10 protein-coding genes are annotated in these 12,460 nt (G+C 70.6%); 3 read left to right on the top strand and 7 right to left on the bottom strand.

From position 1 onward, the window contains the following. Positions 1-14: 14 nt before the first annotated feature. From ccrA to ACFUO4_RS07865, 3 genes are all read right to left on the bottom strand, one after another. On the bottom strand, positions 15-1,358 hold the full coding sequence (gene ccrA / locus ACFUO4_RS07875) for a crotonyl-CoA carboxylase/reductase (protein ID WP_079308503.1): 1,344 nt from the start codon (positions 1,356-1,358) through the stop codon (positions 15-17). 391 nt (positions 1,359-1,749) lie between these two features. Beyond that, positions 1,750-2,559 (bottom strand): TetR family transcriptional regulator, encoded by an 810-nt coding sequence (locus ACFUO4_RS07870; RefSeq protein WP_179143332.1) that lies wholly within the window; start codon positions 2,557-2,559, stop codon positions 1,750-1,752. Between the two features lie 145 nt (positions 2,560-2,704). Further along, entirely contained in the window at positions 2,705-4,510 is a 1,806-nt protein-coding gene (locus tag ACFUO4_RS07865) for a 3-hydroxyacyl-CoA dehydrogenase family protein (RefSeq protein ID WP_079308504.1), read from the bottom strand. A 389-nt stretch (positions 4,511-4,899) separates the two neighbouring features. Between ACFUO4_RS07865 and ACFUO4_RS07860 the strand changes: the two genes are divergently transcribed. Beyond that, positions 4,900-5,475 carry an adenylosuccinate lyase gene (locus tag ACFUO4_RS07860; RefSeq protein ID WP_079308505.1) on the top strand — a complete coding sequence of 192 codons (576 nt, stop codon included), beginning with the start codon at positions 4,900-4,902 and terminating at the stop codon, positions 5,473-5,475. Here the strand turns inward: ACFUO4_RS07860 and ACFUO4_RS07855 are convergent. The 4 genes from ACFUO4_RS07855 to ACFUO4_RS07840 form a co-directional block, all read right to left on the bottom strand. Then, on the bottom strand, positions 5,462-5,995 hold the full coding sequence (locus tag ACFUO4_RS07855; protein WP_383480955.1) for a GNAT family N-acetyltransferase: 534 nt from the start codon (positions 5,993-5,995) through the stop codon (positions 5,462-5,464). The two genes, ACFUO4_RS07860 and ACFUO4_RS07855, sit on opposite strands and share 14 nt — an antisense overlap. Then, positions 5,992-6,390, bottom strand: a complete 399-nt coding sequence (locus ACFUO4_RS07850; protein WP_383480952.1) for a RidA family protein — start codon at positions 6,388-6,390, stop codon at positions 5,992-5,994. Before ACFUO4_RS07850 ends, ACFUO4_RS07855 begins: the two co-directional genes overlap by 4 nt. Positions 6,391-6,449: 59 nt before the next feature. Further along, positions 6,450-8,021 carry an alpha/beta hydrolase gene (locus ACFUO4_RS07845; RefSeq protein WP_383480949.1) on the bottom strand — a complete coding sequence of 524 codons (1,572 nt, stop codon included), beginning with the start codon at positions 8,019-8,021 and terminating at the stop codon, positions 6,450-6,452. A 134-nt stretch (positions 8,022-8,155) separates the two neighbouring features. After that, complete coding sequence (locus ACFUO4_RS07840) at positions 8,156-9,199, bottom strand: Rv2578c family radical SAM protein (protein WP_383480946.1); 1,044 nt, start codon at positions 9,197-9,199, stop codon at positions 8,156-8,158. A 171-nt stretch (positions 9,200-9,370) separates the two neighbouring features. Here ACFUO4_RS07840 and ACFUO4_RS07835 point away from each other — a divergent pair, with 171 nt between their 5' ends. Together ACFUO4_RS07835 and ACFUO4_RS07830 are read left to right on the top strand one after the other, a co-directional pair. Then, entirely contained in the window at positions 9,371-9,814 is a 444-nt protein-coding gene (locus tag ACFUO4_RS07835; protein ID WP_383480943.1) for an SRPBCC family protein, read from the top strand. 169 nt (positions 9,815-9,983) lie between these two features. Beyond that, on the top strand, positions 9,984-12,374 hold the full coding sequence (locus ACFUO4_RS07830; RefSeq protein ID WP_383480940.1) for an MFS transporter: 2,391 nt from the start codon (positions 9,984-9,986) through the stop codon (positions 12,372-12,374). The last annotated feature ends 86 nt before the right edge of the window (positions 12,375-12,460 follow it).

Raw genomic sequence — 12,460 nt, 5'->3', positions numbered from 1 at the left:
TGACCCCGGGTGTCTCAGATGTTGCGGAAGCGGTTGATGGCGTCGATGTGCCGGTCGCGCATCTCCTCGTCGCGCACGCCGAGGCCTTCCTCGGGGGCGAGGCACAGCACGCCGACCTTGCCCTGGTGGAGGTTGCGGTGCACGTCGTACGCGGCCTGACCGGTCTCCTCCAGGGAGTAGGTCTTCGACAGCGTCGGGTGGATCTTGCCCTTCGCGATCAGCCGGTTGGCCTCCCAGGCCTCGCGGTAGTTGGCGAAGTGCGAGCCGATGATCCGCTTCAGCGACATCCACAGGTAGCGGTTGTCGTACTCGTGCATGTAGCCCGAGGTGGAGGCGCAGGTGGTGATGGTGCCGCCCTTGCGGGTGACGAACACGGAGGCGCCGAAGGTCTCGCGGCCGGGGTGCTCGAAGACGATGTCGATGTCCTCGCCGCCGGTGAGCTCGCGGATGCGCTTGCCGAAGCGCTTCCACTCCTTGGGGTCCTGGGTGTTCTCGTCCTTCCAGAACTTGTAGCCCTCGGCGTTGCGGTCGATGATCGCGTCGGCGCCCATCGCGCGGCAGATCTCCGCCTTCTGCGGGCTGGAGACGACACAGATCGGGTTGGCGCCACCGGCCAGCGCGAACTGCGTGGCGTACGAGCCGAGTCCGCCGCTCGCGCCCCAGATCAGGACGTTGTCGCCCTGCTTCATGGCGGCGCCGTTGCGGGAGACCAGCTGGCGGTAGGCGGTGGAGTTGACGAGACCCGGGGCCGCCGCCTCCTCCCAGGACAGGTGACCCGGCTTGGGCATCAGCTGGTTGGACTTGACGAGCGCGATCTCGGCGAGGCCGCCGAAGTTGGTCTCGAAGCCCCAGATGCGCTGCTCGGGGTCGAGCATCGTGTCGTTGTGGCCGTCGGAGGACTCCAGCTCGACGGAGAGACAGTGCGCGACGACCTCGTCGCCGGGCTTCCAGGAGTTCACGCCCGGTCCGGTGCGCAGCACGACGCCCGCGAGGTCGGAGCCGATGATGTGGTACGGCAGGTCGTGGCGCTTGGCCAGGTCGCTGGTGCGGCCGTAGCGCTCCAGGAACCCGAAGGTGGACAGCGGCTCGAAGATCGAGGTCCACACCGAGTTGTAGTTGACGCTGGACGCCATGACGGCGACCAGGGCCTCGCCCGGGCCGAGTTCGGGCAGCGGGACCTCGTCCAGGTGGATCGACTTGCGCGGGTCCTTGTCGCGGGTCTCCAGACCCGCGAACATCTCCGTCTCGTCCTTGTGCACGGTGATCGCGCGGTACGACTCGGGGAGCGGCAGGGCGGCGAAGTCGGCCGGAGTCGAGTCCGGCGACTGGATCGCGTCCAGGATGTCCTTCGTGGTCACGGTGTTGCCTCCGGCGATACGCGTCCTGAGGGAGGGACGCTGAGGGTTACGTCGGTGCCGTCGGTTCGGCGGTCTTGGTGTGCGGCAGCGCTTTGTGGCGCGGGAGGTTGCCTGTGACGCAGGCGTCCGGGCGGGGCAAGCCGATGACTTGTTGGGACAGCCGACGTGCGAAAGGTCTCTGCACGCCGGCCGCCCGGACTCCTTCAACGTATGACACCGCGTGTCACCTGGCAAGGCACTGAGTGCCAGCAACCGCTCTCAGGTGAAATCTTTACGTAACAAATGAGCGATGATCGATCGAACGCGGCTTGAATTCCGCTCGAAAAGGGGCTCTGACATGCCAAAACGGCCACCCCGAAGGGTGGCCGTCATCACAGCGGAGGCGGAGAGTTCAGCGGTCCTTGAGGGCCTCTTCGATGGTCCGCATCACCTGGTCCAGGGGGGCGTCGGTGCGCGCGACCGTCACCAGGACCTCGCCGTGGGTGGAGACCGTCGCGGCGGACGGCTGCGGAGCGGCCGTGCGTCCGGCCCCGATGCCGGTCCCGAAGGTCTTCCGTACGATCGCGAAGGCGTGGTCCAGCTGGGCCTCCACGTCGCCCTGCCCGCCGGCCCGGAGCCAGCGCCGCAGCACGTGGTTGTGCGCGGTGACCACGGCGGACGCGGCGACCTCCGCGAGCAGCGGGTCGTCGTTGGCGTCGTCGTCGTGCGCGTGCTCGTCGAAGTGGCCGAGCAGATAGCGGGTGAACAGGCGCTCGTAGCGCGCCACCGACGCGATCTCCGCCTCGCGCAGGGTGGGCACCTCGCGCGTCAGCTTGTAGCGGGCGACCGAGATCTCCGGCCGGGCCGCGTACATCCGCATGACTTCCTTGATGCCGTTGCACACCGTGTCGAGCGGATGCTCGTGCGGGGGAGCCGCGTTGAGCACGGCCTCGGCGCGGATCAGGGTGTCGTCGTGATCGGGGAAGATCGCCTCTTCCTTGGAGCGGAAGTGGCGGAAGAAGGTACGGCGCGCGACTCCGGCCGCGGCCGCGATCTCGTCGACGGTGGTCGCCTCGTACCCCTTGGTCGAGAACAGCTCCATCGCCGCGGCCGCCAGTTCTCGGCGCATCTTGAGCCGCTGGGCGGCCGCGCGACTGCCTGCGGCACTCTCCGGCGCGTCGGGCGTAGCTGGTGTACGTGAGGACTTGGCGGGCTGGGACATGACCCGAACGTACTGCATGTGCGCAGGTTGGCGCTCATGTCCCGGGTAGTCCCCGCCCGCTGCGGGCGGGGGGTTTCCTGGGATTCCGTGCGGGTCGAGCAGTCCGCCCCAGTCCTCGTTCGTTCTGTACCAGTCGCCGGACGCGTCAGCGGCGGGCATATTCGCGGAAGCCGCGGCCGGTCTTGCGGCCGAGGCAGCCCGCGGCCACCAGGTGCTCCAGGAGCGGGGCCGGGGCCAGGCCCGGGTCCCGGAACTCGCGGTGCAGGACCTTCTCGATGGCGAGCGAGACGTCGAGGCCGACGACGTCCAGCAGTTCGAAGGGGCCCATCGGGTAGCCGCCGCCGAGCTTCATCGCGGCGTCGATGTCGTCGAGGGAGGCGTAGTGCTCCTCGACCATCTTGATGGCGTTGTTGAGGTACGGGAACAGCAGGGCGTTCACGATGAACCCGGCCCGGTCGCCGCAGTCCACCGCGTGCTTCTTGATCCGGCCGCAGACCTCGCGGACCGTCGCGTGGACGTCTTCCGCCGTGAGGACCGTGCGCACGACCTCGACCAGCTTCATCGCCGGCGCCGGGTTGAAGAAGTGCATGCCGATCACGTCCTGCGGGCGCGAGGTGGCGCGGGCGCAGGCGACGACCGGGAGTGAGGAGGTGGTGGTGGCCAGGACCGCGCCCGGCTTGCAGACCTTGTCCAGCGTCTGGAACAGCTGCTGCTTGATCTCCAGGTCCTCGGCGACGGCCTCGACGGCCAGGTCGACGTCGGCGAAGGCGTCGTAGGAGCCCGCCGGGGTGATCAGGTCCAGGGTCTGCGCGGCCGCCTCGGCGGTGAGCCGGCCCTTGTCGACGGAGCGCGAGAGAGACTTGCCGATGCGGGCCTTGGCGGCCTGCGCCTTCTCCTCGCTGCGGGCGGCGAGGACGACCTGGTACCCGGCCTTGGCGAAGACCTCCGCGATGCCGGACGCCATGGTGCCCGAGCCCGCGACACCGACGGAACGGACCGTGCGGCCCTCGGCCCGGGAGCCGCCTTCGGCGGGCGTCAGGGCGTCCGGGACGACCGTCGCGCTGCCCGGTGCCTCGTAGGAGTAGAAGCCGCGGCCCGACTTCCGGCCCGTCAGTCCCGCCTCGCTGAGCTGCTTGAGGATCGGGGCGGGGGCGTGCAGCCGGTCGTGGGACTCGGCGTACATGGCGTCCAGGACGGTGCGCGCGGTGTCGATGCCGATCAGGTCGAGGAGCGCGAGCGGGCCCATCGGCAGTCCGCAGCCGAGCCGCATCGCGGCGTCGATGTCCTCGCGGGAGGCGTACTTCGCCTCGTACATCGCGGCGGCCTGGTTGAGGTAGCCGAACAGCAGCCCGTCGGCGACGAACCCGGGCCGGTCGCCGACCGCGACGGGTTCCTTGCCCAGGTCGAGGGCGAGATCGGTGACGGCGGTGACGGCGTTCGGTGCGGTCAGCACCGAGGAGACCACCTCGACCAGTTTCATCGCCGGCGCAGGGTTGAAGAAGTGCAGGCCGAGCACGCGCTCCGGACGGGCCGAGTCGGCCGCGAGCCGGGTGACGGACAGGGCGTTGGTGCCGGTCGCCAGGATCGTCTCGGGCCGGACGATGCCGTCGAGTTCACGGAAGATCTGGTGCTTGATCTCGTACGACTCCGGGACCACCTCGATGACCAGGTCCGCGTCGGCCGCGGTGCGCAGGTCGGTGGAGGTGCGGATCCGGGCGAGGATGTCCGCGCGCTGCTCCTCGGTCAGCCGGCCCCGGGTCACGGCACGGCCGGTGGAGCTCTCCAGGGCGGCGACGGCCTGAGCGGCCGCGGCCTCGCTGATGTCGATGCCGAGGACCGTGCGGCCGGCCTTGGCGAGGACCTCGGCGATGCCGGTGCCCATGGTGCCGAGGCCGACGACGGCGACGGTCTGGATCGGGGACAGAGGGGTGTCGGACAGGGGAGCGGCCATCGCGGGACTCCAGGAATGAGGGTGACGACTGGGAGCGCGACCCGGTACGCCGAAGGGCGCACCGGGTGCGGGGAAACTGCGAGATGCGGGTGTTGCCGGGCTACTCGCGCACACGCCCGGTGGTGCGATGCCGTCGTCGCGGGCGTGCACACGCCCGGAGAACGGTGAAGCCGACCGGCCCTGTCCCAAGCCGCGTCGTACTGAGATACCGATACCTGAGGTACCGAACCGACTGCTCTCGCGATGGCTGCGTCACCAGGCCACCGCAAGGAGTTCCGCGAGTGGGTAACTCGCTCGATTGAGCTTAACCCGCGGGTAACGAGCGCGCCAGCCCCCGGTCTTTGTGATGTACGTCCCTCGCTCCCTTGACCCCGCCTAGGCTGCCCTTCATGGACGAAGAGTTGCGATCGCTCACGGAGCGCTTACGGCAGGAGTCGGGAGCGTCGGCGGCCTATGAGCGGCTGGCGGGGACGAAGGACCTCGACGAACTGGCGGCGGTGCTGACCGAACCCGGGCAGCCGCTGTGGGCGCGGGAGCTGGCCGCGTTCCGCCTGGGAGTCGCCGGCGACTCCCGCGCCTTCGAGGCCCTCGTCCTGCTGCTCAACCACCGCGACCCGCAGCGCTGCGCCTCCGCCGCCCACGCCCTGGCTCGCCTCGGCGACCCGCGCACGGCCCGCGCGGCGGCGGCCCTGGCCACCAACGAACTGCGGGTCGCCTACGCCCTGCACCCGGTCCGGCTGCTCGCCGAACTGCGTGCCCCCGAGTCGGTGCCGGCCCTCATCACCACGCTCTCGCGGCGCCTGCGTCCGCACGACCCCTACCGCCGCGTGGCCCTCGCCTGCGTCGAGGGCCTCGGCACCCTCGGCGACGCCCGCGCCCGGCCCGTACTGAACGAGGCCCTGGCGCATCCGGCGCTGGCGGAGGCGGCGGTGCACGCGCTGGCCCGCATCCCTAGCCCGCGCTGAGGTCCGCGCCGAGGCTCATGGCGTACCGCACCTCGGGTACGGACACCCCGTCCACCTCGAACGGCTCCTCGGCGCCGTCGGGGTGGAACCCCGCCCGCTCGTAGAAGCCACGGGCGCGGGCGTTGCCCTTGAGGACCCACAGGAGCAGGCGGGGGTGACCGGCGGCCGTGCAGCGGCGTACCGACTCCTGGAGCAGGGCGTGCCCGATGCCGCCGCCGAACCGCGCCGCGTCGACGTAGATCGCGTACAACTCGGCGTCGGACGTGCGCTCTTCACCGTCCCGGTACGGGCCGTGCGCGGCCCAGCCCACCAGCTCGCCGCCCTGCTCGGCGACGAGGTTCACCACGCTGCCGCCGGACTGCCGGAACCGCTCGCGACGGCGCTCGGCGTCCTCGGTCACGCTCAGTGCGTCCAGGTACGGCTGCGGCATCAGACCGCGGTACGCGGTCTGCCAGCCTCGGATGCGGAGCTCGGCGACGCGGTCGCAGTCGGCGAGGGTCATGTCTCTGACCTGGATCATCGGGCGATCACCGCGAACGCCTCGACCTCCATCAGGAACTCGGGCCGCACCAGGGCCGCGACCTGGACCGCGGAGGCGGCCGGCAGCCGGTCGTCGGGTAGGTGCGCGGCGCGGGCCGCGCGGATCGCAGGCATGTGTGCCATGTCCGTGACGAAGTACGTGAGCTTGACGACCTCGTCGAAGCCGGCGCCCGCGGCGGCCAGGCAGCGGCGGAGGTTCTCGAAGACCTGGCGGGCCTGGGCCACGGGATCGCCCTCGCCGACGATCTTTCCGTCCTCGTCCAGGGCGAGCTGGCCGGAGATCGCGACGAACGTGCCGGTGCCCAGCACGACATGGGAGTACTGGGCGGCGGGCGCGAGCCCGTCGGGGGCGGAAATCCTGGTCAGCTCACTCATGCGTCCATGGTGGACCACGGGTCTGACAACGCCCCCGACGGGCCGTCAGGCAAGGCCGCTCAGCCGCGGAAGCCGAGCATGCCGTGCAGCGTCGAGCCCCGCGACGCCGCCGACGCCGAGCTCAGCGGCTTCGGGTCGGGCAGCGCGTCGCACACCGCGTCGACCTCGCCGCCGCTGCGCGGCACGGTGCCGTCGGTCAGGTACGCCGCCAGGTGCTTGTCCAGGCAGGCGTTCCCGCTCAGCGTGATGCCGTGGTTCCCGCCGCCCTGCTCGACCACCAGGCTGGAGCCGTGCAGCAGACGGTGGACCATCACGCCGCCCTGGTAGGGGGTGGCCGCGTCGTTCGTCGCCTGGAAGAGCAGCACCGGCGGCAGGTCGCCGTTGGCGACGTCCACGGGCTCCAGGGAGCCGGTCGGCCAGAACGCGCACGGCGCGTTGTACCAGGCGTTGTTCCAGGCCATGAACGGCGCCTTCTTGTACACCGCCCAGTTGTCGTCGCGCCACTGGCTCCAGTCGCGCGGCCAGTCGGCGTCACGGCACTGCACCGAGGCGTAGATGCTGTAGCCGTTGTCGCCGGAGGCGTCGACGGCGGCGAAGTTCTCGTACGCCTCGACCAGCGGGTCGGCGTTCTTGTCGTTCACGTACGCGGCGAACGCCGCCGCCAGGTAGGGCCAGTAGCCGTTGTAGTAGCCGCCCGGGATGAAGGTGTCCTCGAACTCCGAGGCGCCCACCTTGCCGCCCGCAGGCTTCTTCGCGAGCCGGGCCCGCACCTTGTACCACTTGGCCTCGATCTTCGCCGGATCGGTGCCGAGCTTGTAGGTGGCGTTGTACTTGGCGACCCAGGCCATGAAGGCGAGGTGGCGGTCGTTGAAGGCGTAGTCCTGGCCGAGGTTGTCGTCGTACCAGATGCCGGTCGGGTCGACGATCGAGTCCAGGACCAGCCGCCGTACGCGCTCCGGGAAGAGCTTGGCGTAGACCGCGCCCAGATAGGTGCCGTACGAGTAGCCGAAGTAGTTGATCTTCTTCGCGCCCAGGGCGGCACGGATCGAGTCCATGTCCCGCACGGCCTGGACCGTGTTGATGTACGGCAGCAGGTCGGCGTACTTCTTGCCGCAGGCGGCCGCGAAGGACTTGGCGCGCTGGAGGTTGGCCTTCTCGATCGCGGGCGTGCTCGGCACGGAGTCGGGGCGGACGGGGTTGAAGTGGCCGGGCTTGCAGTCGAGCGCCGGCTTGCTCTTGCCCACACCGCGCGGATCGAAGCCGATGACGTCGTACTGCGCCGCGACCGCCTTGGGCAGCGAACCGGCCACGAAGCCGGCCAGCGTCAGACCGCTGCCGCCGGGACCGCCGGGGTTGACCAGCAGCGGGCCCTGGGACTTCTTCGCGGTGTGCGGCACGCGGGACAGGGCGAGCGTGATCTGCCGCCCGTGCGGGCGGTCGTGGTCGAGTGGGACCTTGAGGGACGCGCACTGGAGCGTCGGGTAGTTCGTGGTGCCGCAGCTCTTCCAGGTGAGCTTCGCGGCCGGAGCGGTGTCCGCGGTGCGCGGAGTGCTCGCGTCGGCGGGCAGGGCGGTGAAGCTCCCGGCCATGACGACAGCGGCGCCGCACAGCACGGCTGCGCGTTTTCTCATGGAGTCCTCCCAGGACGGAGGTTTCGGGCCGCGAGTTTCACGGTCCTCGCCGCATCGTCCCGGAAAGGGCGCCCGGAAGAACGCGTTCTGGCAAGACTTGACCCGATTGGGCCGCCGGAAGCGCTCGAACGCTCTCAGATCAGCGTGAGTTGGGTTCCTCCCGGCAAGTCGGGCGCGACCGGATCGGGTTCCGGCTCCGGAAGCCGGCGCGGCATGCCCGGGTCGGTGGGGCCGATGCCGTACTCCCTGGCCAGCTCGTGGACCTGACGGGTGATCCGGCGCTGGTACCACTTGGGCGCGTAGGAGCCGTCGGCGTACAGGCGCTCGTAGCGGCGCACCAGGTAGGGATGGTGGTGGGCGAGCCAGGACATGAACCACTCCCGTGCGCCGGGGCGCAGATGCAGCACCAGCGGGGTGACGGAGGTCGCCCCGGCCGCCGCGATCGCCCGTACGGTGGCGCGGAGTTGGGCCGGTTCGTCGCTCAGGAACGGGATCACCGGAGCCATCAGGACGCCGCAGCCGATGCCGTGCTCGGCCAGGGTGCGGACGACGTCCAGGCGGCGCTCCGGGGCGGGCGTGCCCGGCTCCACGGTCCGCCACAGGTCGGGGTCGGTGAAGCCGACCGAGACGGAGATGCCGACGTCCGTCACCTCGTGCGCCCGCCTCAGCAGGTCGAGGTCGCGCAGGATCAGCGTGCCCTTGGTCAGGATCGAGAACGGGTTCGCGTGGTCGGTGAGGGCGCCGATGATGCCCGGCATCAGGCGGTAGCGGCCCTCCGCGCGCTGGTAGCAGTCGACGTTCGTGCCCATCGCTATGTGCTCGCCCTGCCAGCGGCGTGAGCCGAGCTGGCGGCGCAGCAGCTCCGGGGCGTTGGTCTTGACCACGATCTGCGAGTCGAAGCCGAGGCCGGTGTCGAGGTCCAGATAGCTGTGCGTCTTGCGGGCGAAGCAGTACACGCACGCGTGCGAGCAGCCCCGGTAGGGATTGACCGTCCACTGGAAGGACATCCGGGAGACCGTGGGCACCCGGTTGATGATCGACCGGGCCCGGATCTCGTGAAAGGTGATGCCGGCGAATTCGGGCGTGTCGAACGTCCGGCTGGTCACCGCGTCGGCGCCGAACAGGGCGGCGTCCGCCCTGCCGTGTTCGGCGGACTCTGTGAGGTTCTCCCAGCGCATGAGGCCTCCTCGGTAGCACTGAACAGAGAATAGAACATATGTTCCCTTGATCGTGCGACTGTCTTTTCCGGGGGCGCTCCCGCGTGTCGCGCGCGGCCCCGATTTGGGCGCCCGGGGACCGGGGTGGTTGGCTTGGCCCCACCCCCGAAATCCAGGTCCTGGAGGATTGCAATGGCGCAGGTCGAGGCCACCACCGAGCGGGTCGTCGCCGCCGACGCGGAGAAGGTGTTCGACGCCCTCGCCGACTACAGCGGCACGCGGCAGAAGCTGCTGCCCGAGCACTTCAGCGAGTACGAGGTGCGCGAGGGCGGCGACGGCGAGGGCACCCTCGTCCACTGGAAGCTCCAGGCCACCAGCAAGCGTGTGCGCGACTGCCTCCTGGAGGTCAGCGAGCCCACCGACGGCGAGCTCGTCGAGAAGGACCGCAACTCCTCCATGGTCACCACCTGGCGGGTCACGCCGGCCGGTGAGGGCAAGTCCCGTGTCGTCGTGACCACCGTCTGGAACGGCGCCGGCGGCATCGGCGGCTTCTTCGAGAAGACCTTCGCCCCCAAGGGCCTCGGCCGGATCTACGATGCGCTGCTCGCCAACCTCGCCACCGAGGTCGAGAAGTAGGTCCCCGGTGAACGTCGAGAAGTAAGTCCCCGGTGAGCGGGGGACGTTGCTCCCCTCACCGGATCGAGTGGATCTCCGTCCATCACTCCGGTCTGCCGTAACTCGTCGCGCTTGCTCGCAGTTGTCGCATTAAGCGGGAATTGTGAGGCGCGGCGAGGGGAGCGGACACGTGGGCGGGACCACTGCGGTGCAGGAGGACCTCCGGGGCGAACCGGCCCCGGAGAGCCCACGGCTCGCCGTCCCCGAACCCGCCGGGAGCGTCGAACTCGGCCCGCGCCGGGTGCGGTTGGTCTTCTTCGGGCTGATGCTCGCGCTGCTGCTGGCCGCGCTGGAGCAGATGATCGTCGCCACCGCGCTCCCCAGGATCGTCGGCGAGCTGCACGGCCTGGACAAGATGTCCTGGGCGATCACCGCCTACCTCCTCACCGCCACCATCGGCCTGCCGGTCTACGGCAAGCTCGGCGACCTCCTCGGCCGCAAGGGCGTCTTCCAGTTCGCGATCGTCGTCTTCGTCATCGGCTCCGCCCTCGCCGGACGGGCCGAGACGATGGACCAGTTGATCGCCTTCCGCGCGGTGCAGGGCGTCGGCGCGGGCGGCCTCATGATCGGCGTGCAGGCGATCATCGCCGACATCGTGCCGCCCCGGGAGCGCGGCCGCTTCATGGGCCTCATCGGCGCCGCGTTCGGCCTCGCCTCCGTCGCAGGGCCCCTGCTGGGCGGCTACTTCACGGACCACCTCTCCTGGCGGTGGTGCTTCTACATCAACGTCCCCTTCGGCCTGGTCACCCTCGCCGTCGTCACCGCCGTCCTCAAACTGCCCAAGCCGCGCACCAGGGCCCGCCTCGACATCCCGGGCATGCTGCTGCTCGCCGCCGCCTCGACCTGCCTGGTGCTGCTGACCAGTTGGGGCGGCACCGAGTACGCCTGGGGTTCCCGGGTGATCCTCGGGCTCGGCGCGGGCGCGCTGGCGGCCACCGTCCTCTTCCTCGTCGCCGAGCACTTCGCGACCGAACCCCTCATCCCGCTGCGGCTGTTCAGGGACTCGGTCTTCAACGTCACCGGTCTGGTGGGCCTGGTGGTCGGCGTCGCGCTCTTCGGGGCCGCCAGCTATCTGCCCACGTTCCTGCAGATGGTCGACGGGGCCAGCGCCACCGAGTCGGGCCTGCTGATGCTGCCCATGATGGGCGGCATCGTCGGCGCCTCGATCATCTCCGGGCAGCTCATCAGCCACACCGGCCGCTACAAGGTGTGGCCCGTCCTCGGCGGCGCGCTCTCCGTCCTCGGCATGTGGCTGCTCTCCCGGCTCGAGGCCGACACGCCCCGGCTGCACTACAGCCTCTGGATGGCCGTCCTCGGCGCCGGTATCGGCATGGTGATGCCGGTCCTCATCCTCGCCGTGCAGAACTCGGTGCGCCCCGCCGACCTCGGCACGGCGACGAGCGCCAACAACTACTTCCGCCAGATCGGCGGCTCGGTCGGCGCGGCGATCTTCGGCACGCTCTTCGCCGACCGGCTCGCCGACGCCCTCGCCGAGCGCCTGCCCCCGACCGCGGGGCTGCCCGACGCCGAGTCCATCACCCCGCAGCTCGTCCACGCGCTGCCCCCGCGGCTGCGCGACGCCTACATCCAGGCGTACGCCGACGCCATGCCGCGGATCTTCCTCTACCTCGTGCCGGTCCTCGTCCTCGGACTGCTCACCGCCTTCTTCCTCAAGGAGAAACCACTGGTGTCCCACAACGCCGCCGAAACCGAGCCCGCACCCCTGAACACGCCGATCCCGCAGGCGCGTTCGCCGTACGCCGCCGGAATCCCGGTGTGCGGCACGGTGCAGCACCCGGACGGGACCGTCGTCCCGCGCGCGGCGCTCACGCTGATCGACGTCACCGGGCAGCAGATCGGCCGGGGCGCGAGCGGCGAGGACGGGCGGTACGCGCTCTCGACGCCAGGCTCGGGGGCGTACGTCCTGATCGCGGCGGCGGGCGGGCACCAGCCGCAGGCCGTCTCCGTCACCGTCGGCGAGCGGCCCGTCGAGCTCGACGTCGTCCTCGGCGGCGCCGGGCGCCTGGCCGGGAGCGTGGTGACCGCGGACGGCGCCATCGTGCGGGACGCCACTGTCACCCTCACCAACGTGCACGGCGAGGTCGTCGCCACCACCCGCAGCGGACGCGAGGGCGGCTATGTCATCACCGAACTCGTGGCGGGGGAGTACACCCTCGCCGCCAGCGCCCCCGCCTTCCGCCCGGCCGCGCTCCCCGTCACCGTCCAGGCCGCCCGGGAGACCCGCCAGGACATCGAGCTCGCCGGCGGCGCCGTGCTGCGCGGAACGGTACGGGCGAGCGGCGGCCGTCCCGTCGAGGACGCGCGCGTGACGCTGCTGGACGCGGCGGGCAACGTCGTGGACACGCTCACCACCGGCGCCGACGGAACGTTCCGGTTCATTGACCTTTCCTCCGGCGAGTACACGGTCATCGCCGCGGGCTACCCGCCCATCGCCACCGTCCTCCAGGTCGCGGGCGGCGGCCGCACCGAACGGGACCTCCAGCTGGGGCACGAGGACTGAGCAAGCCGGATACAGCGGCGGAAAACCCGTCAGTAACCCCACGGTGCCCCCAACCGGCCGTTTCCGTCCGGCCGGGGCGTGCGCGG

It is taken from the genome of Streptomyces sp. NPDC057280, from assembly GCF_042668605.1.
GTDB lineage: Bacteria > Actinomycetota > Actinomycetes > Streptomycetales > Streptomycetaceae > Streptomyces.
The sequence above is the reverse complement of the archived record's forward strand: the minus strand, read 5'-3'. Positions and strand labels throughout refer to the sequence as shown.